26 protein-coding genes and 1 tRNA gene are annotated in these 23442 nt (G+C 70.3%); 6 read left to right on the top strand and 21 right to left on the bottom strand.

All coding sequences use genetic code 11. The annotated features are described in order from the left end of the window. Positions 1-147 precede the first annotated feature (147 nt). The 7 genes from ACIBZJ_RS21860 to ACIBZJ_RS21830 all read right to left on the bottom strand — a co-directional run bounded on the left by ACIBZJ_RS21860 (position 148) and on the right by ACIBZJ_RS21830 (position 7262). Positions 148-1872 (bottom strand): hypothetical protein, encoded by a 1725-nt coding sequence (locus ACIBZJ_RS21860; protein WP_395932275.1) that lies wholly within the window; start codon positions 1870-1872, stop codon positions 148-150. Between the two features lie 124 nt (positions 1873-1996). Beyond that, positions 1997-2260, bottom strand: a complete 264-nt coding sequence (locus tag ACIBZJ_RS21855; RefSeq protein ID WP_395932273.1) for a DUF1883 domain-containing protein — start codon at positions 2258-2260, stop codon at positions 1997-1999. 122 nt (positions 2261-2382) lie between these two features. Next, positions 2383-3387: a tyrosine recombinase XerC gene (gene xerC, locus ACIBZJ_RS21850; RefSeq protein WP_395932271.1), complete on the bottom strand. Its 1005-nt coding sequence runs from the start codon at positions 3385-3387 to the stop codon at positions 2383-2385. Beyond that, positions 3380-3877, bottom strand: coding sequence for a hypothetical protein (locus ACIBZJ_RS21845; protein WP_395932269.1), 498 nt, complete (start codon positions 3875-3877; stop codon positions 3380-3382). The genes xerC and ACIBZJ_RS21845 overlap by 8 nt, the downstream gene beginning before the upstream one ends. A 137-nt stretch (positions 3878-4014) precedes the next feature. After that, positions 4015-4097, bottom strand: a tRNA-Leu gene (locus ACIBZJ_RS21840). A gap of 832 nt (positions 4098-4929) precedes the next feature. Next, positions 4930-5679 carry an SDR family NAD(P)-dependent oxidoreductase gene (locus ACIBZJ_RS21835; protein WP_395932267.1) on the bottom strand — a complete coding sequence of 250 codons (750 nt, stop codon included), beginning with the start codon at positions 5677-5679 and terminating at the stop codon, positions 4930-4932. Further along, positions 5676-7262 (bottom strand): amino acid permease, encoded by a 1587-nt coding sequence (locus ACIBZJ_RS21830; RefSeq protein ID WP_395932265.1) that lies wholly within the window; start codon positions 7260-7262, stop codon positions 5676-5678. Before ACIBZJ_RS21830 ends, ACIBZJ_RS21835 begins: the two co-directional genes overlap by 4 nt. A 127-nt stretch (positions 7263-7389) precedes the next feature. On the opposite strand from ACIBZJ_RS21830, the gene ACIBZJ_RS21825 reads away from it, so the two are divergent. Continuing rightward, a complete protein-coding gene (locus tag ACIBZJ_RS21825) occupies positions 7390-7995 on the top strand; it encodes a FadR/GntR family transcriptional regulator (RefSeq protein ID WP_395932263.1) in 606 nt (201 codons plus the stop codon). A 107-nt stretch (positions 7996-8102) separates the two neighbouring features. Here ACIBZJ_RS21825 and ACIBZJ_RS21820 read toward each other — a convergent pair whose 3' ends face one another. Continuing rightward, entirely contained in the window at positions 8103-8288 is a 186-nt protein-coding gene (locus ACIBZJ_RS21820) for a hypothetical protein (RefSeq protein ID WP_395932261.1), read from the bottom strand. On the opposite strand from ACIBZJ_RS21820, the gene ACIBZJ_RS21815 reads away from it, so the two are divergent. Continuing rightward, a complete protein-coding gene (locus ACIBZJ_RS21815; RefSeq protein ID WP_395932259.1) occupies positions 8269-9435 on the top strand; it encodes a mandelate racemase/muconate lactonizing enzyme family protein in 1167 nt (388 codons plus the stop codon). The two genes, ACIBZJ_RS21820 and ACIBZJ_RS21815, sit on opposite strands and share 20 nt — an antisense overlap. 84 nt (positions 9436-9519) lie before the next feature. Here ACIBZJ_RS21815 and ACIBZJ_RS21810 read toward each other — a convergent pair whose 3' ends face one another. From ACIBZJ_RS21810 to trmB, 11 genes are all read right to left on the bottom strand, one after another. Continuing rightward, on the bottom strand, positions 9520-9975 hold the full coding sequence (locus ACIBZJ_RS21810) for a hypothetical protein (RefSeq protein ID WP_395932257.1): 456 nt from the start codon (positions 9973-9975) through the stop codon (positions 9520-9522). Between the two features lie 75 nt (positions 9976-10050). Beyond that, on the bottom strand, positions 10051-11529 hold the full coding sequence (locus tag ACIBZJ_RS21805) for a helix-turn-helix domain-containing protein (RefSeq protein ID WP_395932255.1): 1479 nt from the start codon (positions 11527-11529) through the stop codon (positions 10051-10053). A 176-nt stretch (positions 11530-11705) separates the two neighbouring features. Further along, complete coding sequence (locus ACIBZJ_RS21800) at positions 11706-12467, bottom strand: NTP transferase domain-containing protein (RefSeq protein ID WP_395932253.1); 762 nt, start codon at positions 12465-12467, stop codon at positions 11706-11708. Then, positions 12464-13645, bottom strand: a complete 1182-nt coding sequence (locus ACIBZJ_RS21795) for a 2-phospho-L-lactate transferase CofD family protein (RefSeq protein ID WP_395932252.1) — start codon at positions 13643-13645, stop codon at positions 12464-12466. Before ACIBZJ_RS21795 ends, ACIBZJ_RS21800 begins: the two co-directional genes overlap by 4 nt. After that, entirely contained in the window at positions 13642-14520 is an 879-nt protein-coding gene (locus ACIBZJ_RS21790; protein ID WP_395932250.1) for a DUF6734 family protein, read from the bottom strand. The genes ACIBZJ_RS21795 and ACIBZJ_RS21790 overlap by 4 nt, the downstream gene beginning before the upstream one ends. Beyond that, positions 14520-15557 (bottom strand): hypothetical protein, encoded by a 1038-nt coding sequence (locus ACIBZJ_RS21785; RefSeq protein WP_395932248.1) that lies wholly within the window; start codon positions 15555-15557, stop codon positions 14520-14522. Before ACIBZJ_RS21785 ends, ACIBZJ_RS21790 begins: the two co-directional genes overlap by 1 nt. 15 nt (positions 15558-15572) lie before the next feature. Further along, positions 15573-16397: a hypothetical protein gene (locus ACIBZJ_RS21780; RefSeq protein WP_395932246.1), complete on the bottom strand. Its 825-nt coding sequence runs from the start codon at positions 16395-16397 to the stop codon at positions 15573-15575. Position 16398: 1 nt separating this feature from the next. Then, complete coding sequence (locus tag ACIBZJ_RS21775; RefSeq protein ID WP_395932245.1) at positions 16399-17055, bottom strand: hypothetical protein; 657 nt, start codon at positions 17053-17055, stop codon at positions 16399-16401. A 96-nt stretch (positions 17056-17151) separates the two neighbouring features. Then, positions 17152-17646: a hypothetical protein gene (locus ACIBZJ_RS21770; protein ID WP_395932243.1), complete on the bottom strand. Its 495-nt coding sequence runs from the start codon at positions 17644-17646 to the stop codon at positions 17152-17154. A 65-nt stretch (positions 17647-17711) separates the two neighbouring features. Beyond that, complete coding sequence (locus tag ACIBZJ_RS21765) at positions 17712-17933, bottom strand: hypothetical protein (RefSeq protein ID WP_395932241.1); 222 nt, start codon at positions 17931-17933, stop codon at positions 17712-17714. 223 nt (positions 17934-18156) lie between these two features. Beyond that, complete coding sequence (gene trmB / locus ACIBZJ_RS21760) at positions 18157-18834, bottom strand: tRNA (guanosine(46)-N7)-methyltransferase TrmB (protein ID WP_395932239.1); 678 nt, start codon at positions 18832-18834, stop codon at positions 18157-18159. 157 nt (positions 18835-18991) lie between these two features. Here trmB and ACIBZJ_RS21755 point away from each other — a divergent pair, with 157 nt between their 5' ends. From ACIBZJ_RS21755 to ACIBZJ_RS21740, 4 genes are all read left to right on the top strand, one after another. Further along, positions 18992-19528, top strand: a complete 537-nt coding sequence (locus ACIBZJ_RS21755; protein ID WP_395932237.1) for a SigE family RNA polymerase sigma factor — start codon at positions 18992-18994, stop codon at positions 19526-19528. Further along, positions 19525-20193 (top strand): hypothetical protein, encoded by a 669-nt coding sequence (locus tag ACIBZJ_RS21750; protein WP_395932235.1) that lies wholly within the window; start codon positions 19525-19527, stop codon positions 20191-20193. The genes ACIBZJ_RS21755 and ACIBZJ_RS21750 overlap by 4 nt, the downstream gene beginning before the upstream one ends. Before the next feature lie 282 nt (positions 20194-20475). Then, positions 20476-21486 carry a hypothetical protein gene (locus tag ACIBZJ_RS21745; RefSeq protein ID WP_395932233.1) on the top strand — a complete coding sequence of 337 codons (1011 nt, stop codon included), beginning with the start codon at positions 20476-20478 and terminating at the stop codon, positions 21484-21486. A 209-nt stretch (positions 21487-21695) separates the two neighbouring features. Next, positions 21696-22493 carry an SDR family NAD(P)-dependent oxidoreductase gene (locus ACIBZJ_RS21740; RefSeq protein WP_395932231.1) on the top strand — a complete coding sequence of 266 codons (798 nt, stop codon included), beginning with the start codon at positions 21696-21698 and terminating at the stop codon, positions 22491-22493. Between the two features lie 92 nt (positions 22494-22585). Here ACIBZJ_RS21740 and ACIBZJ_RS21735 read toward each other — a convergent pair whose 3' ends face one another. Then, entirely contained in the window at positions 22586-22759 is a 174-nt protein-coding gene (locus ACIBZJ_RS21735) for a CsbD family protein (protein ID WP_395932229.1), read from the bottom strand. Positions 22760-22831: 72 nt separating this feature from the next. After that, complete coding sequence (locus tag ACIBZJ_RS21730) at positions 22832-23434, bottom strand: TetR/AcrR family transcriptional regulator (protein WP_395932227.1); 603 nt, start codon at positions 23432-23434, stop codon at positions 22832-22834. Positions 23435-23442: the final 8 nt, after the last annotated feature.

Below are 23442 nucleotides of genomic sequence, written 5' to 3'. Positions count from 1 at the left end.
ACCCGATCCGACAACCGCTCACCGACGACCTTTACCTGACCCGCACGTGGCACGACCTGACCAACGACCGAATTAGACCTAAGTTACCGGTATTGGCTCTAGCCTGAGTCGTTCAGGCCAACCCTGCCGATACGAGTTGAAGGCTAACTAGGCTTCCGCCGCAGGTCCGGCGACGACCTGCGCGCTACGCAACATGTTCGCCAGCTGCGCGGCAACGATGCTCTGCGTCCGCGGCGAGTGGAGCTCACCGTCGGCGTGCGGGTGAAGTCCGAGCAGGGCGGCGGTGATCGGTTCGACGAGGTGTTCGATACTGCGGAGCCGCCCAGTCAGCAGGTCGTCGGTGGCAGTTAGGGTGTCCTCGGTCCACCCGGCGGCAAGGCCGGCGGCGCGGTCGGTCCTTTCCGGGGCTTCGTCGGTGACGATGCCGTCGTCGCCCATCACGTCGACCAGTGAGTCAAGGTCCTGCTTGCCGTCTCGGAGCTGAACCTGACGAGTGACCGGGTCGTAGGCGACCGTGAGTGCATGTGGGCCGCGTCGAACGAGGAGTTCATCGAGACCGCCCTCCCACTCCGACCGGCCAATCTCGACCCATCCTGCCCGGTGCAGCAGGAAGGTTGCCTGACGGAGGACGTCGTCGGCGTACTCGACAAGACCGGAACCGTACATGCCGTCGTAAGTGGCCGCTGCCCACCCCGGCCCGGCCTGAGCGACGGCACCGATGTCGGCCGCGAGTGCCAGGTTTGCGGACAGGTGCCGTACGACGTCTGTGTCGGCTTCCGGGCAGCCACCGCGGTGGCACCACCCCTCGCCAGGGCAGGCGAAAATCACGCGGTGAATCGCGGCGATCGGATCACGGCTGTCGGGGCTGCGGGCAATCCAGAGCAGGTAACTATGCAGCAGGCCGGGTGCGGGCAGGACGCCCTCAGTCTCATGCAGGGCACTGCCATCGACGTGGACGAGCAGGCCGCTGCTCGCGTCGTCTGCCCAGCCAGCGATCGAGGCGCGTGCGGCCACCAAGATCCTGACGTCCTGACCGGGATCCCACGCGTCGAGCACCCACCGGGCACCGTGGCGCCAGTCGCCCGCGTTGTCCAGAACATCTGCGGCAGCAAGGCATTCGTCTGTCGTCAGCGCGTCTGCGACCGGGACTCCGCCGAGCGTCGCCGCGGTGGCGAGCGTCTCACTAGCCACGGCCGGATCCTCGATCGGCTGCAGCGACCGGACCGGTTGATCGCTCCACCACCGGACCTCTTCAGGCACGAGCGCTTCGACCGCGTCGGCGTCAATCGATACGGCGCGGAAGGGCCCCGGGTCCATGCGTAGGACGGTGTGGAGGGCCAGTTCGAGCTCACCGACACCGCCCGGATCTATAGGTAGTTCGGGCCGCTCGGGGTCGCTGGCGGGCAGTTCGGCGTCAATGGTGCCCAACTCGCCGAACGCGGTGATTCGCACCGGGCGACGCGGGAACACGTCATCGGCCTCCGCCGCACCATCCGAGGTGATCGGCTGTCCGTCAGCACCGACCCGAGGAACCCAGGACGGACGGCGCTCCTGCCGTCGCGTGACCCGCGCAAGCTCTTCGAGCAGCCGCTGTTTGGTGGTGTACGAGGAGAGGAATCCGCCGGCCGCCGGGCGCACCAGCTCATCCAGTTGCGCCTTGGACAGCCGCTCTGGGACATCCGGAATCTCGATGAACAGTTCTGGTTGCAGCTTCGCGGCGACGATCGCCCGCAGCGCGGCGCGCCAGCGGGCCGGGAAGTCCCCGACCGTGGACTCGAAGGCAGCTTGGGCGACGGCGAGATCCTCGTCAGACCCAGCGAATGAATCGAACATCGCCAACCAGAGGTCGTTGTGTCCGTACGGCCCGATCATGTGGCCAGACCATAGTCTGTTGTCCGGCCGCGGCGGGGGCAGTGCGCTGGCGCCGACTGCCTCTCGGATCCGCGCCCTGCCGGGCGCGCCTATTGTCCGGATCACCGAGGAGCAGCAAGGTGCCTCAATCGAAGATTTGGGCCACCTGGACCTTGATCCGCGCGGGGTTGCTGTCGATGACGAGGTACCAGTAGTCGTCGTGGGGCACCTCAAGGACGACGGGGCTGATGTCGAAGAAGCCGCCGTGGAACTCGTACTCGTCGCCATCGAGATAGGCCTGGTACTCCTCGGAGTCCATGAGGCAGACCCTCGCCGTCGAGCCCCGTAATTCGACTTCGTAGAGTGCGCCGCCCGCGCACGAACCGAGATCCCAATAGAGGTGCTCCATCAGCCGGTATCCCTTCTACCGTGTCCGCCAAATTATGAAGCCAGGCGGGCGTTAGGGGCGTCACTCGCACTGGCGAGGGGCATGCCTGTTGCGCGCCTTTCGCCTAGGTCCGGTCATCACCGTCACCCTGCTAGCGGATGTGGTTGCCCCGTCATCGCGGCGAGTGCGCCGGCGACGGCTTGGAGATCGGCCTTGATGTAGGTCGTGGTGGCCGCACCTTGGGAGTCGGTGTGGCCGGCGTAGGCGCGGGCGATGCCGTACCCGAAGTGCCGCTCGATCCAGGTCAGCGTGGTGTGCCTTAGCCAGTGCGTCGAAATGCCCTGCGCCGCGACCCACGGTAGTTGCACTCCGATGCGGTGCCAGAGGTTGTCGTAGCGGCGGCTGGTCAAGGCGCTTCCGTTCCGATATCGCAACACGCTGTCGGTCGGAATCGCCCCGCCGCGCACCTGGGCGTGCTCGGCCAGCCGGGTCGCCAGGTCCAGACTGATCGGCTGCCACCGCACCGTTTCGCCTTTCTCCCGCAACCGCACCAGACCACGATGGGTGTCCAGATCCATCAGCCGCAGTTTGAGCGCGCCACCGCGGCGGCAGGCCGTCTCCGTATGCAGCCGCAGCATCAACGCATCTAGGACGACGTCATTTCCGGTGGTTCGAGCAACGAGGTGGATCTGCTCCAGTTCCAGGGCCTTCAGCGCGCGTCGGCATGAGGGCAGCCGGCGTGGTTTGGCCACGAGATGCGCTGGGCTCTTGTCCCGGTCGATGTAGCCATCGGCGATCGCTCGGAGGAAGAACGCACGCGCCGCGGCGATCAGATGCTCCCCGGCGTGCCGGCCGTCGCGGCCATTGCGGCGGACCAGCGCGTTGGCGCGCACTTCGCGCTGCAAAGCCTCCACATCCGACGCCAGGATCTCGGTCAACCGTCGCGTACCCCACGCCTCGGCCATCCGTGCCCAGTACGAGCCGTACGTACGTCGCGCACCGGGGCCTGCCGCACCCAGCACTCGCGGCAGATACTCCGCCACCGTCGGCACCACCGTGGCGGCAGGTTCCGCCGCCAGGTCGGCCACCGTCACGCCGAGTTCCTCAAGCGCCGCGCGTGCCGCGGCCAGCTTTTCTGGATCAGTCATCGTCATCGTCCTCCGTCGCAGACCGGGCGTGATGCCCGGCGATGAGCCGCAACACCGTCGACGCGGAATGCGCCACCAGCCTCTCCTCCGTCACCGCGGCCACCAACACCACCTGCGCACCGACCTCGATCCCGCACATGCCCCGCACCGCCGCCGGGATCGCGAGATCACCACGGCTGCCCACCACGCACGGACCCGTCAACGACGAACCCGCGACCACCGCACCCCCGACGGCGTCGATCGCCAGCCGGTGGCCGGCTGGCCATCCCAACGCCCCCATCAACCCGCGCGACGACAGCCGGCCGGAACGATCGACGCGTGCGAGATCCAGCAACAAGTCACTCCACGAAGCAACCGGAAGCACCAGCGGAGCCAAGCCCGGCAGCGGCGGTGACTGCGTCACCGGGGCAGGCTGGACCGCAGGGATCAGTGCACCGATGAGCTGCTCGTCGACCATCTTGGGTGGTTTTGACCGGTTCACGGCGGTCATGGTGACCACACCGCACCGCGACGGTCAACCCCGTAACGCAAGCAGAGCGACCGGCCAAATCGCCGATCGCTTGCGCTATGAATTCAGTTCGACTGGAATGCACTTCTGGCTCGATGGTGAAAATCCACCAGAACCAGTGTCCGAGGGGGGACTTGAACCCCCACGCCCTTTCGGGCACTAGCACCTCAAGCTAGCGCGTCTGCCATTCCGCCACCCGGACGCGGGACGCCTTCCGGCGACCGCTGGGAGAACCTTACCCAATGCTCTGACCAACTCCCAAGTCGGGCTACGCCCCTCTGGCAACCGAACTCCCGTTCGATTCTCGATCGTGTACCTCGGTGCCGCGAGCATCCCCCGTCAACAAACCACGGCCACCGCCGCAGGCTCCTCGGCGGCCCTCAGTTCAGCCACGTCGCCGAGAGCAAGGTGACTCCTTCCTTCGCCAGCGGCCCACCCGGCCGCTCGCGAAGCCCACCTCACGACCACACCAAGCCAGGGATCCGCAACACACCTCGGCCGACGCCGCGCGCCCCGGCACCCCGGGCACCCCGGGCACCCCGGGCACCCCGGGCACCCCGGCACGTTGAACCCACGGTTCACGCGAGCCGCCGCGCGAACGGGCGGGCAGTGCGGACGACGGTGGTGACCCGTCGCTTCCGCCACGCAGTCCAGACCTGCGACGCCAAAACCCCCGGTCCGTCGACTGCCGCACGCTCATCAACCACTTCCGCGACCGATCCGGCGTCACCCTCGCGTGCGGGCAGCGACTCGCCCGCCACTGGCCAGCGCCGCACCCCCTCACGCCGACCGTTCGGCCCCGAGCGCGGCGGGAGAAGCCCCCCACGACCGCGACGGTGTCACGGTCCGACTCCCGGACCGCGACACCACCGTCCGCCCGGACGTCACGAAGCGCCGTCCCTCCGGACGTCACAGAACGCCGTCCGCCCGGACGTCACGAAGCGCCGTCCCTTCGAACGTCACAGAACGCCGTCCTCCCGGACGTCACAGAACGCCGTCCCTCCGAACGTCACGAAGCGCCGTCCTCCCGGACGTCACAGAGCAGTGAAGCCGTTGTCGACGAACAGCTGCGCGCCGTTCACGAACGACGCCTCCTCGCTGAGCAGGAACAGCGTCGCGGTGGCGACTTCCTCGGGCGTGCACATCCGCCCCTGCTGGGCCGCTATGGCCGCCTCGGACACGTCCACCCCGTACTTCGTCAGCAGCTCGACCTCGCGCCTTCCGTGCGGGGTGTCGATGAAACCGGGACAGACGGCGTTGCAACGGATGCCCTGATCGCGGTACTCCACGGCGATCGCGCGGGCGAACTGGTGGACGGCGCCCTTGGTGACGTCGTACAGCACCTCGGCGGGCGTCGCCGCGACGGCCGAGATCGACGACGTGCAGACGATCGCACCGCGGCCGGCGGCCAGCATCCCGGGTAGTACCGCCTGGGTCATCACGAACATCGAGCGGACGTTGACGTCCATCAGGAAGTCGTAGTCCTCCTGCGTGGTCTCCAGGAACGGCTTCACGACGATCGTGCCGGCGTGGTTGAACAGCAGGGTCGGCGTGCCGACGGCGGCGGTGCCGTCGGCGACGGCGGCCCTCACCTCCGACGGCTTGCTGACGTCGGCCCGGACGAAGTGCGCGCCGACCTCCGCCGCCAACGCGCGACCGAGTTCCTCCTGCCGGTCGACCACGATCACCGAAGCGCCCTGGGCGACGAGGAGCCGGACGGCGGCCGCGCCGGCGCCACTGGCTCCCCCCGAGACCAGCGCGACCTGCCCGGAGAAACGACTCACGCCTTCTCCCCCACCGCTTCCTCGGCGGCGCGGATGGCACCCTCGCGGGCCGCGATGATGTCACCGGTCGGCGGGCCCTGGAACCGGCGCCGCTCGACGGCGAACCAGACGATCAGGGCCAGGACGACGAATCCGATCGTGATCGGCAGGGCGTAGTCGTTGGGCGGCTGCACGCCGATGAAGAACAGCAGCGCCATCGCGACGATCGACAGGACCGCGACCACCTTGAAGCGCGTGGCCCCCATGTTCCACGGGCCCATGTGCGGCCACTTCGGACCACCGATCGCGACGGCGCCGAGCGCGATCGGCACGGTGAACGACAGGAACAGGAAGATCACCGTGCACGACACGACGATCGAGTACGCCGGTGTGCCCTTGATCGTGATCGACGAGGTGAACCAGACGAACAGCACGGCCAGCGTGGACGCCGCCCAGATGGACCCGATCGGCACCCGGCGCCGCGGGCTGACCTTGGCCAGGAGCTTGGACGCGCCGGGGATGCCGCCGTCGCGGGAGAACGCGAACAGCATCCGGGAGACGCTGGTGACCGTGGCCAGCCCGCACAGGAACTGACAGACGAAAATCAAGACGTAGAGGACGTCGCGGACGCCGTGGTTCATCCGCTCGTCCATGGCCCAGAAGAAGACGTTCCAGCCCTGCTGGGCCGCCTGGTCCATGTTCGGGATCATCAGCACGAACGCGGAGAGCATGACCCACCCGGCCAGACCCGACCACAAAACCGAGGACACCATGCCCGACGGCACGTGGTGCGCGGCCTTCACCGTCTCCTCCGACGTGTGCGCGGACGCGTCGTAGCCGGTGATCGTGTACACGGGTAACAGCAGGCCGAGCAGGAACGCCATCCCGATCCCGACGGTCTTCGGCCACACCGCGTCCGAGCCCTGGCCGCCGGTGTAGTCGTGGAACGTCCACAGCCGGGAGACGTCGATGTCGCGCGCGGCGATCAGGCAGGCGATCGTCAGCGCGATCGCGGTCGCGAAGATGAGGTAGCCGGACAGGTCGGTGAGCCTGGCGGTCAGGCCGATGCCGAAGTGGTTGATCAGGGCCTGGATGCCGGTGATCCCGGCCATGAACAGCACGCGGGTGGTCAGGTTGTCTTCGAGGCCGAGCCGCTCGCCGAAGGCCCCGAACACGAAGTAGTAGGTGCCGACGTTGATCGCGCCCAGCACGGTCACCAGCCCGAGCAGGTTCAGCCAGGCCGAAAGCCAGCCGGTGAACCGGTTCCCGAGGATCGAGCCCCAGTGGTAGAGGCCACCCGCCGTCGGATAGGCCGAGGAGATCTGCGCCAGGCCCAGGGCGAAGACTCCGGAGATGAGGACGCCGATCGGCCAGCCGATGCCGATCGCGGCCCCGCCGGCACCGGACGTGGCCTGACCCAGTGAGTTGATACCGCCGGAGACGATGCAGATGATCGAGAACGAGATGGCGAAGTTCGAGAACTTGCTCATCCGCCGTTCGAGCTCCTGGGCGTAGCCCATCCCGTGCAGGACCTTGGAGTCCTCGTGCCGGTCGTCCTCGGTGTATTCCGCTCGCGCGGTCGTCTTCCGACGGGTGGATGCCATGCGGTCCTCATCTCACGAATGGTCAGACCATTGGGAGAATGTTTTAGGATGCGGCATGCCCTCTGTCAAGGGTCGCGACGCTGCGCGCACGGAACCACCACGTGCGGGGTTCGCCAAGGCCCGTCGTGTGCGGTCTTTCGACGACGTCGTGGATCAGGTCCGCGGCGCGATCCTGGACGGAACGATCCTCGCCGGGGAGCGTCTGCCCAGCGAACGTGAGCTCGCCGAGCAGTTCGGGGTCAGCCGGGCCACGCTGCGGGAGGCGCTCCGCGCGCTGGAAGCGGTGGGGCTGATCGAGATCCGGGTCGGCGCCCACGGCGGTGCGTTCGCGACCGAGGGCGGTTCCGGCCGCACGGCCGACACGTTTCGCCACGCGTTCGACGTCGAGTTCGCGACGCGCCCCGGCCACGCGCTGCAGTACCGCGCGGCAGCCCACGCCGACAGTGTGACCTGGGCCGACCCGGACGGCGAGGGCCTCGAGCGCCTGCGTCAGGCCATCGATCGCGGCGACGGTGCGTTCCTGCTGGCGCTGGCCGAGACCAGCCGGTCGCCGATCCGGGTGGCGCTGGCCGTCGCCCTGGAGTCGGAGCACCCGGCCGGGTCGCGTCCCTCGCTGACGCCGGCCGACATGCGCGAGGTGCTCGACCTGCTCCAGCGCGGCGACCGCGAGCGCGCTCGCGCTCTCCTCCACCGTCGGCTGAGCAGTTCCGTCGTCCCCGGGGACGACCGCTGAGCGGCGGGTCCCGGCCCGAGCCCGTCGGCTCGTCCGCCGGAGACGTCCGAAGAGCCGGCTCCCCCGCCTCGACCGGCACCGCTGAGGACCGGCACGGCTGACGCTCGTCAGGCCGCCGCCGCCGGCTGCTCCGCCGGCAGCGCGTCGACCGCCCCGTGCCCCGCACCGCCCGGAACGACGAACACGTGCGGCAGGCCCCGGGTCTCGATCAACGCATCGCTATTCGAGATGGCGTCTTGACGTACGGGATGAGCGGGGTCAAGGATCACCGGCATGAAGATCACGGCCGTCACGCCGATCCCGGCCTCCGTTCAGCTGGGACGCCTCCCCATGTCGTTCTGTTTCGTGCGGGTCGAAACGGACGAGGGGCTGGTCGGATTCGGCGAGGCCTGCGACAGCTTCGGCGCCACCTACGCCGGCGTGATCGCCGAGATCGTCACCCAGGCGCTGTCGCCGCTGCTCGTCGGTCGTGAGCTGGTCGCCGTCGAGCCGGTGGTCGAGCTGCTGAAGCTCTCGACCCGGCGCCGGCTCGGCGACAAGGGCGTCGCGGCCCAGGCCCGCAGCGCCGTCGAGATCGCGCTCACCGACCTCGTCGCCCAGGCTGCCGGGCGCTCGGTGAGCGAACACCTCGGTCAGGTCCGCGACCGGGTCGACGTCTACGCGTCCTCCACGTTCCTGGACGAGGGCCCGGCACCGTTCCACGCCGATCTGCTCGCTCCGCTTCTGGAGCGCGGGGTCCGGCTGGCGAAGGTCCGGATCGGTCCGGAGTGGCAGCAGGACCTCCGTACGCTGGCCGAGTTGCGTGGCCTCCTGCCGGACGACCTCGAGCTGATGATCGACGGCAGCGACACGTTCACGCTGCCGACCGCGGTACAGATCGCCGAGCGGCTGGGCGACCTCGGGGTGCGCTGGTTCGAGGAGCCGATTCCCCAGGCCAACCGGGCCGGCATCGCCGCGCTGGCGGCGAAGTCGACAGTACCGATCGCGTACGGCGAGCACCTCTACGGGCGTGAGGACTTTCTCGACGCGCTCGCCCACGACGGCATCTCGGTCGTGCAGCCGGACGCCTCGACGTCCGGCGGCATCGCCGAAGCGCGGGCCGTCGCCGGCCTGGCGGCCTACTACGGCGCACGGGTCGTGCCGCACATCTGCGCCGGCCCGATCGCGCTCGCGGCCAACCTGGCGCTGGCCGCCACGGTGCACACGATCAACCTGATCGAGTACCCGTTCTTCCTGGCACCGGCCTGGGACGCGCTCGGGGCCGGCGAGAAGTTCGGGATCCAGGCGATCGAGAACGGCTCGCTCCCGGTGCCGTCCGGGCCCGGTCTCGGGGTCAGCCTGGCCGACGACGTCGCCACGCGGTTCCCGTACCAGCTCCCCGGTGCGCGGATCTCCGGCACCGTCGCCGGCGTGCTGGACCGCTTCGTCGGAGACCGCTGAGCACACCGCTTCGCCGGAGACCGCTGAGCACACCGCGCGGGTTCGCCTCCGCGGTGCCTGGGCGCCCCCGCCCGCCGGATCTCCCTAGGTGAACGACGAGAGCAGCGAATCGCCGGCCGCCGTGAGGTCTTGGTCCTTCGCCCCGAACGTGGTCGAGGTGCCGTCGGAGTAGTGCAGCGTGACCTCGTAGCCGAACCGCCACGAGTCCCGGGGGATCGGCGTCACGATCAGGCCGAGGTGGCCGGTGAGCAGGTCGGTCGCGGGAACGCCGGCCCGGACCGGCAGGGCGTACGGGCCCGGACCTTCGTCGAAATCGCCGGACAGATAGGCGGCGACCTCGTTCCGGCTGGTGAGGACTTCGACCAGGAGCGTCGCCCGTTCCGACGTGGGCTCCCGGGTCGTGAACGTGATGTCGGCGGCGGTGAGTACCGCGAAGCTCGGATTGCCGTTGTTGGGGGTCAGTTCGCGGGCGTCGGCCGGTCGGGCGACGGCCAATACGGCCGCCACGATGACCAGGGTGCGCAGGAATGTGCGCATCACGGATGCACTCCTAGTTCGGGGACGTAGCCCATTCAGAATCGGTGGGGGTCCCCGATCGGACATCGGGTGTTGTTCCTAGGAAGCGCCCCGGGCCCGACCTATTTCCTCGTCGCGCGGGCCGGCGGCCTGGCGGCTGCGTGCCGCCCAGAGCGGTGCACCCAGCCGGTCGGCGACGACCGTCGCGTCGGCATAGTGGCGGACGGCCGCGGCCGGGCGGTGCAGAGCGGACGCGAGGTCGCCGAGCGTGTGGTCGACGGGCGCCAGCGCCACCTCCCCGCCGAGCAGGCCCGGCACGTGACCGGCCCACGGGAGGAGCTGCCGGTAGCACCGGGCGGCGGTGACCGAGTCCTCCATCCGCAGCGCGTTCTCGGCTCGCACGACCGTCCAGAACGACCAGTGGTCGTTCAGCGAGAGCGGCACGTGCGGCTTCCAGACCGCCCGGGCCGCGCAGGTCTGGCCGGCGCGCAGCAGCACCCACGTGAACGCCTCGGCGGCGTCCTCGCCGAGCCGCTCGAACAGCGCGTGGAACGCGTCGACCGAGGTACCGGGCACCTCCCGCGCGTGTTCGACGGCGAGCAGCGCGCGCAGCCGGGCCCGGCCGGCCTCGGGCAGCAGGCCGCCGTAGGCGCGTTCGGCCTCGTCGACGCGACCGGCGATCAGCAGGCGCAGCGCGTCGAACAGCCCCCGGGTGCGGTCGAGGGGGCCGAGCTGGCCCGGGGTGGCGTGGCCCCCGGCCTCGTCGAGATGCCAGGCGGCCATGCGCAGGTCGTGACGGGTGAGCTGGACGGTGCCGAGCACGTGGTGGGCGCAGGCCTGGTAGGCCGGCAGCCCGGCGGCACCGGCCAGCACGAGCTGCTCGCGGGCGAGGGGATCCAGCTCCGCCCAGCGGTCGGGGGTGAGCCCGGCGACGTAACGGCAGCGGGCGCTCAGGGCCCGGCAGAGCAGCTCGGGATCGTTCAGGCGCCGGGCGATCGCGAGCGCCTCGGCGCTGGCCCAGTCGACCCGCGCGGGATCGTCGGATCCGGCCTCGAGCGCCAGGCCGGCCAGCAGCCGCCCGCGCAGGACCGAATCACCGCTGGGCAGCGCGTCGAGCACGGCGGTCATCTCCGCGAGGACGGTCGCGTCGACCGGCGCTCCGGCGCGCAGCGTCCAGAGCGCGCCCGGGTCGTAGGCCGTGTAGGCGCGGGCCAGCAGCGCCGGGTCGCCGAGGCCGCGGGCGGCCCGGACGGCCTGGTCACGGGTGGCACGGGCGCCCGGAACGTTGCCGGACCGGCTCTGGGCCGAGGCCACCTCGCAGATGAAGTCGAGCCGGGCCGTGTCGGCGGCCGGCGGACGCGCGGTGGCCCCGAGCGCGACCCGGCAGAAGTCGTCGCGCTCGACGCCGCGCAGGCCGAACGCGTCGGCGAGCAGGCGCACCGTCGCGGGCCGCGCGGTGTCGGTCTGCCGGGACTCGATCTTCCGGATGCCTCGCGCGCTGATGCCGGTCCGCGACGCCAGTTCTTCCTGGGAGAGCCCTAATCGGCGCCGGTGCTCACGCACGAGATCGCCCAACATCCGCGGTATCCCCCGAATCGACGCAGTATTTGATTTCCTGCATCGATGTTCACACGCTCGGTATTGCCGTTCTAGCGTGTAAATGACAGAAGGAATGATGTGCGGAATTCATAACCGGTTCGGTCCGGAAAGGCCGGGAAACACTCCTCTCTTGTGGATCCCCCGTCTAGGGAAAATTACGCGGAAGGCGTCGGTCGGTAGAGGCTCCGGAAGAACTCCAGATCGTCCGCGGTGTTGATGCCCCGCGCCTCGCGGGGGTCGGAGACCGACGACGGACGGACGTCCCAGCCGCGGGCGGCGAGCCGGCCGAGGAACGGGAGGAAGTTGACCTCGCCGGTCCGGGAGCCGAGTGCGGAGTCGGCCCGGTAGCGCTGCCACTCCTCGACCAGCTCCGGCGTCGACAGGACGAACGTGCCGACGTCGCTCCAGCCGCCGGGCCGGCACCGGTCACCCTCGCGGGCCTGGAGCACGTGGGTCAGCCGGCCGGACCGGTTGAACCGGTACTCGACGTAGGGCTCGGCGAGCCGGACGAGCGGCAGGACGACGCGGCGAGGCCGGCCCCCGTGCACCCGCAGCGCGTGGGCGATCGTGTCCCGCGAGACGTTCACCTGGTCACCCCAGATCACGACGACGACGTTCGCGTGCTGCCAGTCCGCCCAGCCCTCGAACACCGCGTCGCCCATGCCGGTCGGCGCCGGCTGCACGGCGAACGTCGTCGGCGGGGCGTTGCCGTCGGTGGCCGCGCGGACGGCGTCGAGGTGGGACGGTGCGACCACGACGTGAGCCTGATCCACCAGCCCGGCCAGCGTCCGCCGGAGGATCGTCCAGATCGTCTCGTGCCGGGTGACCGGGGCGAGCAGCTTCGGGCCCTCGGCGAGTCCGAGCCGGGTCCCCCGGCCCGCGGCCGGGACGATCGCGGTCGTGAACAGCGCGCTCACGAGGCACGCGCCGAGAGACTGGGCGTCGCCAGGGCCGCGAGCAGCGCGTCGACGACCGGCGCGCCGGCGTGCGTCGCCGGCACGGTGCCCGAGCGGTACGGACCGGCCAGGACGCTGATGCCGGCGTCGGCGCAGCGGCGGAACAGCTGGTCGCCGATGCCGGCCAGGGTCGACGTCGGGTCGTGCAGGACGTGCGTGACGACCCGGTTCGTGTTCCCGGGATCGCCCAGGTAGTGGAGCGCGCGCTCGACGACGTCCCAGGCCGAGCGGCCGCGGATGTCCTCGTCCGGGTCGAGGTTCACGACCAGGGCCTTCACCGGCGCGTGGCTGGCCCGCACCGCCTCGGCGGCGATCCGGTAGCTCGGGTAGAGCGACGAGTGCTGCGTGCCCGGCCCGAACACGACGACGTCCGCGCAGAGCAGCGCGTCGGTCGCCTCGACGCTCGGGTGTGCGGGGGCGGCCTGGGCCGAGAGCCAGGCGCGCTTCTGGTCCTTCGTGCCGCCCGAGACCTGCCGCCACTCGCTCGCACTGGGACGGTCGCCGAGCAGATACAGGTCGGCGATGGACCCGGCCGAGTGCGGCGCGACGATCTGGCTCTCGGACGTCAGCAGCGTCCCGTCGGCGGTCAGCGCGACGAGCCAGCGGGGCTCGCCCGCACTGACGTTCCACACCTCGGCCGGTACCCGGCACAGGCGGCCGAACAGCGTGATCGTCGCGTTGAAGTCGCCCAGGCCGTACGGGCCCAGGAACAGGCCCGCGATCAGCAGGTTCCCGAGCGCGAAATCGCGGTGGTCGACCGGTTCGGCCCGCCGATCGACGAACTCGAAGTACGTCCGCAGGCACTCCTGGAACACCGTGGCCCGTCCCCGGTCCAGTGCTCGCAGAGCGTCCGCCGCTGTCGCCGGAAGGTCGGAGGGGTCGAAGTCGCGCGTCGTGAGCCGGTGCCGGAGCAGGACGCCGACCGGGTCCTCGAGGTCGAGGAGCCCGGCGAACACCTTGCGGAAGTCGGACGGGCCCAGCAGGCCGGGGATCAACCGGCGCAGCGCACCGGTGGAGAGGCCGTCGTCGTAGGCGTTCACCAGGACCGACGTGTGCAGGTCCGCGCGGCGGACGAGTTCGCGCCCGATCGACGCGCTGCCTCGGCCGCCGGAGAACAGGGCCACCCTGGCGGTGGTCATCGGAAGTATCCGGCCAGGTCGGGGACCCGGGACAGCGCGCTCGCGGAGTCCGGGTGGTCGGCGATCAGGCGTGCGCTCATCCGGCGGCAGAGCGACTCGCGCGCGGTCCGGTCCTCCATCAACCGGCGTTTGTACAGCCAGAGGTGGGTGAACGCGGTGTTCGGCGTGCCGTCGGCGAGGTGGGTGCCGTGGTGGTCGGCCAGGAAATGGCCGACGGTCGCGCCCAGACGCTGGGCGATCATCGGGTAGAGGCGCTGCTCGACGAAGACGGCATACGTGGGCAGATCGAGGCCACCGGCGTCGTTGTCGGCCACGAAGTCCCGGCCCATCTCGGCGCAGTCGGCGCGGACGGCTTCCGACCCGAAGTACAGCAGGGCGGCGTTGCACGGGGTGACCGTCCAGTCCAGGTCGTCCCAGACGTAGCCGGGCGGAGTCCGGAGCTCGTCGCGGGGGACGTACACCTGGAAGTCCAGCGGCTCGGTGTGTATCGCCATGAAATCGGCCGTGATCAGGTTCTCGAGGTTCTTCCAGACGACCAGGTCCATGTCGAGCGCGACGCAGGGCGCCTGTTCCTCGGCGAGCGCCACCGTCTTCGCGAACGCCCAGAACGCGCCGAAGTTCGTGTCGACGTCCGCTTTGCCGAGCACGTCGACGTCGACGTGGTCCCAGAGGCCGGTCAGGCCGCGGTCCTCGAAGTAGGAGGCGCACGGGTCGTCGGCGTAGAGCGTGATCGGCCCGTTGTGCCGGCGCCACTCGAGCGCCGACAGCGCGGTCATCAGCACCTCGAAGTCCTCGAAGTGGCAGCGCCCGTCGGTCCGCTCGGTGCCGAACCACTTCTGCGGCGGCTTGCTGGAGTAGGCGTGGAAGGCGCGCATCAGAGCTGGTCCCGGACCAGGAACACGGTCTGGGCGGTCTGCTGGTCGACACGGACGGCCGACGCGACGATCGTCGTCAGCTCGACTCCGGCCGGGGTGACGCGGCCGCTCAGCTGAGTCGGCGCGCTGCCCGGCCGGGGCGAGTCGGTGAGCGTGAACGCGTTCCCGTCTCCCTGCCGGTGGGCCTCGCCGACGTAGGCGACCTGTCCGTCGGAGCGGACGACGTCGAAGTGCAGCCCGTCGCCGAGCGGCCGGGTCAGGACGACCAGGCGCACCATCGACCGCTTGTTCGCGGGGAGCTGCTGGGCCAGGACCGCAGCGATCCAGGGCCGGTCGAACAGCCGCGCGGTGGCGAGGTTCGTGTCGAGCTGGGCGTTCGGGAGGATCGTCCAGTTCGTCGTACCGCAGCGCAGCGCGTACCCGCGGTCGGCCGGCGCGATGCCGTACGTCGTGCCGCGCAGCCGGTCGTCGCGGGCGATCGCGGAGGTGTCCGCGGGGGCGATCGTCACCGCGGTCTGTTCGCCCGGGATGGTGAACGGCCCGGTGCGGGCCGGTGCCGCGGGCAGGAACGGGCCCACCTGGGCGTGCCGGTGGGTGACCAGTGCGCGGGTGAACGCGAGCTGCCTGCGCGCGGCCGGGTCGTCGGGCAGCGGGAGCCGGGCCAGCACGGAGCCCGCCGCCGCGTCGGCCACCACGCCCAGCGCGGCCAGCACCTCCTGCTGCAGCCGGGGATTCGGCTCACCGGCCTGCCGCAACAGCGCCTGCTGCGCGGCGACGCCGCCCAGCCGGGCGAGTCCCCGGGCCGCGGCGGCGCGGTCGGTCTGGGTGGCGGCCCGATCGGCCAGCACTCCGGAGAGGACCGGCACGCCCGCGTCCGGCGGGACGGCCGCGGCCAGCGTCGCGAGGGCCAGATGCCGGTGGTTCGGCGCCAGGTCGCCTTCGATGACGTCGATCAGCGCGGTGATGTCGTCGGGGTCGAACGGGCCGGGCTGCGGGCGGCCGGATTCGATGAGATCGCGGATCTTGGGGGTGAGCACGAGGGTTTCTCCGGGTCAGATGAGTTCGAGAGCGATCGCGAACTCGGCCGAGGCGCCGTAGTACGGCAGGGGCTTGGTGAAGACCTGGCAGTGGGCGCGCATGGTCGCGCCCTGCGCGGCGGTCAGGCCGGTGCTGGTCGGTCCGGTCTGGCCGACCCCGTCGCCGTCCGGGTCGGTGCCCATGACGTTGTTGACGTCGGTGCCGTGCACCAGGCCGAGGACGTGGCCGACCTCGTGGGCGAGGAGGATGCCGGAGTCGTGCCGGCCGAAAACCAGCGAGAGCACGGAGCCGGTCATGTCGAACTTGGAGTCCTTGCCGCACGGTCCGCCGATGGGTGACCAGCCCCCGGCGTCGCCGATCGACTGGACCCAGAAGACGTCGATCCCGCCGTTGGGGCCGTTCCAGTCGTCGGTGAGGTCGATGGCCTCGCTGCGGTCGGCGATGTCGACGAACCCACCGGCCTGGGCCGGCGTGAGGAAACCCCAGATGATCTTCCGGATGCCGACGTTCTGCTGCGCGTAGATGTCGCGGGCGATCTGGATCGCGTACTGGATCTTCGTCACCTGGTCGCGCGTGACCCGGCCGGAGAAGTCCGGCACGTGCCCGACCAGGACGATCGCCAGGTCGGCGGCCTCGCCGGAGATCGTCTGCAGGTGCCTGCGCAGCGAGCGCAGGCGGGGCTGGCCCGAGCCGGGAAGGGTGTCGCCCACCCCGAGCACGCCGAACAGCGAGTTGTCGGTCTGCCGGTGGACGTAGCCGTAGACGTGGGTGTTTATCGAGAAATTGCCGGTGAGGTCGAGGCACTCCCGGGCGATCTTGCGGACGCTCAGCGTGGCCATGTCAGTGCAGCGCCACCAGGACGGGGATCAGGCCGGTGCCCTGCGCGAGCGGCTGGAGCGCCTTGCCGAGCGTCGCACCGAAGGCCTTCTGCGGGTCGGTGGCCTTCATCGCGTAGCCGGTGCGCGCCGATGTGGTCAGCAGATCGCCGACCTCGACCGGTTCCTCGCTGGCGTCGACCTTGCAGAACGCCTTGCCGCTGAGCGCGACCGGGGTGCGTTTCTGTCCCGGGCGGCTGTCGAGGACGACGCCGGGACGGTACCCGCCCGCGCCGGAGACGATGCCGGCCACCCGGCGGTCGTAGGCCTTCTGGCACGACTCGAGGCGGCCACCGGCGCCAATCGTGAGCACGGACCCCGGCCCGACCGACGCCGGGTCGATGACGTCGAAGTCCTCCGCGCAGTCGGCCCCGTTGAGCTGGATGTCGCCGCTGTTGCCGTCGAGCGTGATCGTGGGGGCGCCGGCGGCGTTGAACATGAGCAGGAGCTGGCGGCCGCCGTCGAGCTGGATCTTGGTCTGACCGTCGTCACCGCGCAGGCGCAGGTCGCCTTCGTTGTTCAGAGCGCCGAGGTCGAGGACGGCGAACTGCGAGTCGAAGATGAAGGCCTCTCGTCCGGAGACGTCGGTGATGGCTACTCGTCCGTTGAAGGTTTCGGACACGGTTGTGCTCCCCGTTTTTTGGCGATAGGACGATGGTCGACGTCTTTTTGGGGGCAGACGAGGACCGGAACCGGCACTTGACCGGAACTTCGCGGCTCAGACGGCGTCTTCCGGGAGCACTTGCCACCGCTGGGCCGGGTCGGCGGCGTCGGGTGGGGCCATCGTCACGAAGGTCGAGGGCGCGGCCAATGCGCCACCGGTTCCGGCGTTGATCAGCTGGACCAGGCCCGGAGCGAGTGGCTGCTGCCGCCAGAACTGCTGGTTGTCGGGGAAGCCCGGCTCGGCGCAAACCTTGTCGAACCTGGTTCCGGGACTCGACGGCAACAGGCAGCCGCCCGGCGGGGAGTTCAGCAGCGAGGTTTGGGTGCCGCCGGTGACGCTGCTGTCGAGGACCTGCCAGAGCTGATCCGGGGTGAAGGTGCAGGGCAGGAGCCGGGCCGGGAACGGGGTGTGCCGCACCGCGCTGAACGACAGGCATTGACCGCCGTTGATCAGGTAGACATTGGTGCCCTCGGGCACGGCGGCGTTCGCCGGGGTGCCTGGTGTGAGTACGGCCAAGGCGAGTACCAGGACGCCTAATGTGCGCCGCACGGCGAGTTCAACGGTGCGGTGCTGTTCGAATTCTCCGCGGAGAGAGCGAGCCCGGTCCCGAATTCTCACGGGGTGGCTTCCCGGGTGGTGGCCGGGGTGCTCGGCAGCGGGAGGATCGGGTTTCCTTCGGTGCCGATGATCACCGGCGGGCCCGGCGGGAAATGCGTCAGGCCATCGGTCTCCGACGCGACGGCGCTCGAGCCGTGGCCGCCGGAGGAGAGTGCCGCCAGCGAGAGCGCCGCGGCGGCCAGCGAGAGGGCGCCGGCTCGGGCGAGGTTGGGATTCATCGTGGTGCCACCTCTCAGGCTTTGCATCCACTGTGGGATCACGCCGTGTGAGCAGCCGTGTGACGCCATAGTGGTGACGAGCCCGCAGGTCACGCATCGGTCAAAGCACCTACGATGGCCGGCCTGCAGCGCCCGAGAGGCCGCCGTCGCCGCGGACGACGGCGGCGGCGCGGCGGCGGCCGTGGGCCGCGCGGCTCCGCCGTGTCGTAACCGACCAGTGACGCTAGGCGATTTCGGCCGGGCGGCGGGCGAAGACGTCCGCCACCTCGTGACCCTTCGCCCGGCCCCGGGCCTCGTACTTGGTGACCGGACGCCACTCCGGCCGCTCGACCGGGCCACCGTGCTCGAGTTCCAGCCCCGGCTCCGCCCGCAGCACCTCGACCATCTGACGCGCATACGGCTCCCAGTCCGTCGCGCAGTGCAGGCGACCGCCCGGGACCAGCCGATCAGCGACCACCGCGGCGAACCTCGCGTCGACCAGGCGCCGCTTGAGATGGCGCGCCTTCGGCCACGGGTCGGGGAAGTACAGGCGCACGCCGGCCAGGCTCGCCGACGGGACGCGTCGCTCGAGCAGCTCGGCGCCGTCACCGTGGAAGACCCGTACGTTGTCCAGCCCGCGCTCGTGCAGGCCGCGCAGCAGTGCGCCGACACCGGGCGCGTGCACGTCCGCGGCGATCAGGCCGGTCCCGGGATCGGCCTGGGCCATCTCGAGCGTCGTCGCGCCCATGCCGAACCCGATCTCGAGGACGACGGGTGCCTCGCGCCCGAACAGGGCGGTGAGATCCAGCGGTCCGTCACCCGGCACCGCGAACCGGTCGGCCAGCGAGTCCAGCGCCCGCTGCTGACCCGGCGTCACCCGCCCGCTGCGCAGCTTGTACGTCCGGGTGAGAGGTTCGGCCACACCCCATTGTCCGCCACCGGCGCCCCGGCAACGGAGCGAGCCCCCCACCGCGACCGGGCCGTCTCATCGACCACGACCGCCGCGGCGAATAATTGTTTTCGACGGCAGGCAACCCCGCCGGTACCCCCGTCCGTCCATCCGGTCGAAGGAGGTGCCGATGCAACGACGGACGCTCGACGCGGAGTACGCCGGCTTCGTCCGGGACAACCGGGCAGACCTGCTGCGCACCGCACGACTACTCGCCGCCGGTGATCCACACCGGGCCGAAGACCTCGTGCAGACCGCGCTGGTACGGGCCTACGTCTCGTGGGCCCGGATCCGGACCAGTGACCACCCGGTCGCCTACGTCCGCCGCAGCATCGTCAACGCGCACATCGACGAGAGCCGCCGACCGTGGTGGCGCCGGGAACGCTCGACCGATCAGTTGCCCGAACGAGCCGAGTTCCCGGAAAGCCACTCCCTGGGTGACGAGGTGCGCACCGCGCTCGCCTCGCTCCCGTCGAAAATGCGCGCGGTCGTCGTCCTCCGGCACTGGCTCGACCTCAGCGTCGAACAGACCGCCGAGTGGCTCGGCTGCAGCGAAGGGACCGTCAAGAGCCAGAACGCGAAGGCGGTCGCGAAACTGAGGCATCTCCTCGCGCCAGGCGGCGCCCCGCCCCCGATTCCCGTATCACCCGGGCGGAGGTCCCGATGAACGACATCAAACGCCTGCTCAACGCAGCACTCGACGAGGAGAACCTCCCTATGAACACCGATCCGACGGACGACCTCGCCCGCGGCCGCCGCCACCTGGTGCGCCGTCGCGCGGCGATCACCAGCGGCGTCGCCGCCGCCGCCCTGCTGGTGGGCGGAGGGGTCGCCTGGGCCTCGGTCGGCACGACCGACACCACCACCCACAAGGCCCCCGTCGCCGCCGCGCCCATCACGAAGACGGTCGACAAGCCGGTCGAGCAGCAGGTCACGCTCGTCGCGTACACCGGCAAACAGCCCAAGGGCTACCGCGTCGAGCAGGTGCCGGACGGCTGGGTCATCCAGGGCGGCAGCGAGGCCTCACTGACGATCGCGCCGAAGGACGCCAAAGACAAGAACCCCGACGTGTTCCTCGACAAGCTGACCGTGCTCTCGGCCTCGTCCGACACTCCGGCCGACCAGCTGAAAGAGGGCACTCCGGTGCCGACGGGCGGCCGCACCGGCTACCTCCGCAGCACGGACGGAATCCAGATCTTCACCTACCAGGACAAGTCCGGCCGCTGGGTGCAGATCCAGGTCCCGGCGCAGCTGCACTGGGACGGCGCCCGCATCGCCGAGTTCGCCACCGGCATCACGGTCGTCAACGGCGCCGGCGACTCCCACGGCTGAGCATCACCCGATCCGATCGTCCGGCCGGCGCCCGCCTGCCGGACTTTCGGCACGCCGGCCCTCGCGCCACGAGGTGATCCGCGGCGAGTCGACGCACTGACGATCTGTGGAAATGACCCCCGAATCGGGGCCGATTTCCCGGCCGCCCGATTCTGACTATTCACCGAAATCGTCCGCTCCCCCGTTACACGGCCACGAATTCGACAGCGTGACGTAATCGGCAATTTGCGCTCGCAGTTAGCGTTGCCGGTAGTAAATCAGTCGGCTGGGGGGATTTCGGTAATGCCGATACGAATTCGCGTTCTGTCGCGCGCCGCGCTGGTCGGTGCCTTACTCGTGGGGGGAATTGTCGCCGTGCCGTCGGGGGCCTCGGCGGATCCGCCGTCCGTGGCGGACGGCCAGATCCCGGTCACGCGCATCACGGCGCCGTTCACGGTCGCCACCGAAGGCGCCGGTTCGGTCCTGCTCGACAAGACATTTTCCGTTCCGTACGTCCCGCAGGTGCCGATCGTCCTGTCCGGACGGGGAGACGCCGACGCGCGGTACGCGGTCGACGACATCCTCGAGATCACCGTGGTCCATCTGCGCGAGCCCGCCTCGTCGCCGCCACCGACGAGGATCGACTTCAGTAACGGCTGCTCGGGCCGGATCACCCCGAGCAGGCTGAACGAGCCGTTCAACCTGGGCGCGCTGCTCGACGCCGACGGACGCAACACCGTGCGGTTCCGGATCATCGACGCGTGTGGTGGTGGCGCGGGAGGCAGCACCGGCCTCTACATCGACAACCTCCATCTGGTGCAGACGGCGGGCGACCGCAGCGACGAACCCGGCGACCTCTACACCCCGGGCTCGGAAGGCTCCCAGCGAGACCTGAGTTGCGTCCTCAGCGGCCTCGGAATCCTGCCCGCCGGGCTCGGGACCGAGTGGGCCGGTCCGTTGTACCTGGACGGCAAGGTGACCGCGAACGCGCGGATCAACACCCGCGACTTCTTCTGCGGATTGTTCAGTGCGGTCGTCCGGCTCACGGTGGCGGATACCGCGGACGGGCCGTACCGGATGCTCGACGGGGACATCGTCGGCCCGTTGCCCCAGACCGGGAACTTCCGGCCGGCTCCGCTCTCGGCTGATCTGCTGCCGGGTATCCATTACTACCGGCTCGAAATCACGTATTACCGTCCCGAGATCGACAAGAACGTGAAGACGCCCGACCAGGAACCGAGCAACGACTCGAAGGCGGAGGGCTCGATCAAGTCGGACGACGCCCACAGTCCCGCGGTACAGCTCATCGGCTGACCGTCGGGCCGCCTGTCCGGGCCGCTCCGCGCTCTCCGGCGCGGAGCGGCCCGGCCATGTCCGGTCCTGACGACCGACTGGTCGGTCGTCAGGCGTGTTCACCCCGCTTCATCAGCAGATTAGCGACGGTTGACAGCACGGGATCGGCAGTGTAGGAACAGTGAACCGACCGATCGGTCGGTGATCGCGCACGCCCAGGAGCGAACGCCGTGCCCTCAGACCCGGACTCCCCGTCGGCGCTCGGGCCGGAGGCGTTCAGCCTCGACGGCCGCGTCATCTGGATCACCGGCGCCAGCCGCGGAATCGGCGCCGCGATCGCCCGCCAGCTCGCGCTCTCCGGTGCCCGTCTCGTCTTACAGGCGCGAACGGAGGCCGCGCTGCACGACGTCTGCGCGAAGGCGGCCGCCGACGGCGCCGAGGTCCTCCCGATCGTCGGGTCGATCACCGACGAGACCGTCGCCGCGGACGCCGTGCGGGCTGCCGTCGACCGCTGGGGGCACCTGGACGGGCTCGTCAACAACGCCGGGATCAGTCCGGTCCTCAAGCGCAGCGAGACGATGCGACTCGACGAGTGGCACGAGGTGAACCACACCAACCTCACCGGCACGTTCATCTCGACGATGGCCGCCGGCCGCCGCATGCTCGAGCAGAACCGCGGGAGCATCGTCAACGTCAGCAGCGTCCACGGCCGGACCGCCGGCCCGCGCATGGTCGCCTACGCCGCGAGCAAGGGCGGCGTCGACATGCTGACCCGCAGCCTCGGCGTCGAGTGGGCCGAGCGGGGAGTCCGGGTCAACGCGGTCGCGCCCGGCTACGTCGAGACCGACATGACCGAGGCGCTGCGCGCACACGACCGCTGGTCGGCGATGTTGCTCGGCAAGATCCCGATGGCCCGGTTCGCCACCCCGCAGGACGTCGTCGGCGCGGTGCACTTCCTGCTCTCGGACGCCGCTCGCTATCTCACCGGAACCGTCCTCGACGTCGACGGAGGCTGGACTGCCCAATAGCGACCGGCGAGTATCCCGGCCCGTACGCGGCCGAGTCGTACACCGACGTGCCGGGGGCCGGACCGATCGGCCCGGCCCTCGGTCGCACGGCGTCAGGACTTGAAGACGTCCTTGATCTTCTCACCGGCCTGCTTGAGGTTGGCGCCGGCCTGGTCGCCCTTGCCTTCGGCTTCCAGGTCCTTGTCGTCGGTCGCCTTGCCTGCGCCTTCCTTCACCTTGCCGCCGAGCTCTTCGGCCTTGTTGCTGAGCTTGTCGTCGGCGCCCATGGTCGTCCTTCCGTCCGCCCGCCTCGCCGTGCGCGGGGCCGGGAGTACCGCAATACCCATCCGCCGAGGCATCTAACGGGCGGCGAGCGGGAGGCGCACCGGGGGCGGCAGGGGCGCGCCGCCGGGGTCGGGCCGGAAGGACTGGAGCATCAGCGCGGCGAAACGGCGCGAGGCGGCGGCCTGCTGCTGGGGCGAATCGGCGCGGATGCCCTCGTTGGCCATCAGTACGAGGATCGCGTCCTCGAGGACGAAGTCGGCGCGGAGTGCGCCCGCGTCCTTGGCCCGGCGGATCAGTTCGAGCATGCCGCGCAGCGAACGGTCGCGCTCGGCGCCGAGCCCCGCCGGTTCGGACGTGAACGCCCGGGAGAACCCCCGGTTGAGGGCGTGGACCTCGAGCAGGCGCGCGATCACGAACGCGAAACCGTCCCACGGATCACAGACCGCCAGACCCTCTTCGACGATGTCCGAGCACAGCGCCATCTCGTCCGCGAAAGCCGCGGTGAGCAGCGCTTCCTTGGTCGGGAAGTGCCGGTAGACGGTCGCCGGGCCGACGCTCGCGCGCCGGGCGATCTCCCGGATCGGCACGTCCAGGCCGTCGCGGGCGAACATCACCCGGGCCACTTCGACGATCCGCTCGCGGTTGTCGCGGGCGTCTGCTCTCAGTTGTGCCGCCACGGCTCTCA

This window comes from Cryptosporangium sp. NPDC051539 (assembly GCF_044454545.1).
Lineage (GTDB): Bacteria > Actinomycetota > Actinomycetes > Mycobacteriales > Cryptosporangiaceae > Cryptosporangium.
This window is presented reverse-complemented; position numbering and strand designations above follow the sequence as displayed.

Bases quoted from the DNA above. Each gene is read 5' to 3' on its own strand.
- ACIBZJ_RS21860 (WP_395932275.1), bottom strand. From the start codon at position 1,872: ATGATCGGGCCGTACGGACACAACGACCTCTGGTTGGCGATGTTCGAT.
- ACIBZJ_RS21855 (WP_395932273.1), bottom strand. From the start codon at position 2,260: ATGGAGCACCTCTATTGGGATCTCGGTTCGTGCGCGGGCGGCGCACTC.
- xerC (WP_395932271.1), bottom strand. From the start codon at position 3,387: ATGACTGATCCAGAAAAGCTGGCCGCGGCACGCGCGGCGCTTGAGGAA.
- ACIBZJ_RS21845 (WP_395932269.1), bottom strand. From the start codon at position 3,877: ATGACCGCCGTGAACCGGTCAAAACCACCCAAGATGGTCGACGAGCAG.
- ACIBZJ_RS21830 (WP_395932265.1), bottom strand. From the start codon at position 7,262: ATGGCATCCACCCGTCGGAAGACGACCGCGCGAGCGGAATACACCGAG.
- ACIBZJ_RS21815 (WP_395932259.1), top strand. From the start codon at position 8,269: ATGAAGATCACGGCCGTCACGCCGATCCCGGCCTCCGTTCAGCTGGGA.
- ACIBZJ_RS21805 (WP_395932255.1), bottom strand. From the start codon at position 11,529: ATGTTGGGCGATCTCGTGCGTGAGCACCGGCGCCGATTAGGGCTCTCC.
- ACIBZJ_RS21795 (WP_395932252.1), bottom strand. From the start codon at position 13,645: ATGACCACCGCCAGGGTGGCCCTGTTCTCCGGCGGCCGAGGCAGCGCG.
- ACIBZJ_RS21790 (WP_395932250.1), bottom strand. From the start codon at position 14,520: ATGCGCGCCTTCCACGCCTACTCCAGCAAGCCGCCGCAGAAGTGGTTC.
- ACIBZJ_RS21780 (WP_395932246.1), bottom strand. From the start codon at position 16,397: ATGGCCACGCTGAGCGTCCGCAAGATCGCCCGGGAGTGCCTCGACCTC.
- ACIBZJ_RS21765 (WP_395932241.1), bottom strand. From the start codon at position 17,933: ATGAATCCCAACCTCGCCCGAGCCGGCGCCCTCTCGCTGGCCGCCGCG.
- ACIBZJ_RS21755 (WP_395932237.1), top strand. From the start codon at position 18,992: ATGCAACGACGGACGCTCGACGCGGAGTACGCCGGCTTCGTCCGGGAC.
- ACIBZJ_RS21750 (WP_395932235.1), top strand. From the start codon at position 19,525: ATGAACGACATCAAACGCCTGCTCAACGCAGCACTCGACGAGGAGAAC.
- ACIBZJ_RS21745 (WP_395932233.1), top strand. From the start codon at position 20,476: ATGCCGATACGAATTCGCGTTCTGTCGCGCGCCGCGCTGGTCGGTGCC.
- ACIBZJ_RS21735 (WP_395932229.1), bottom strand. From the start codon at position 22,759: ATGGGCGCCGACGACAAGCTCAGCAACAAGGCCGAAGAGCTCGGCGGC.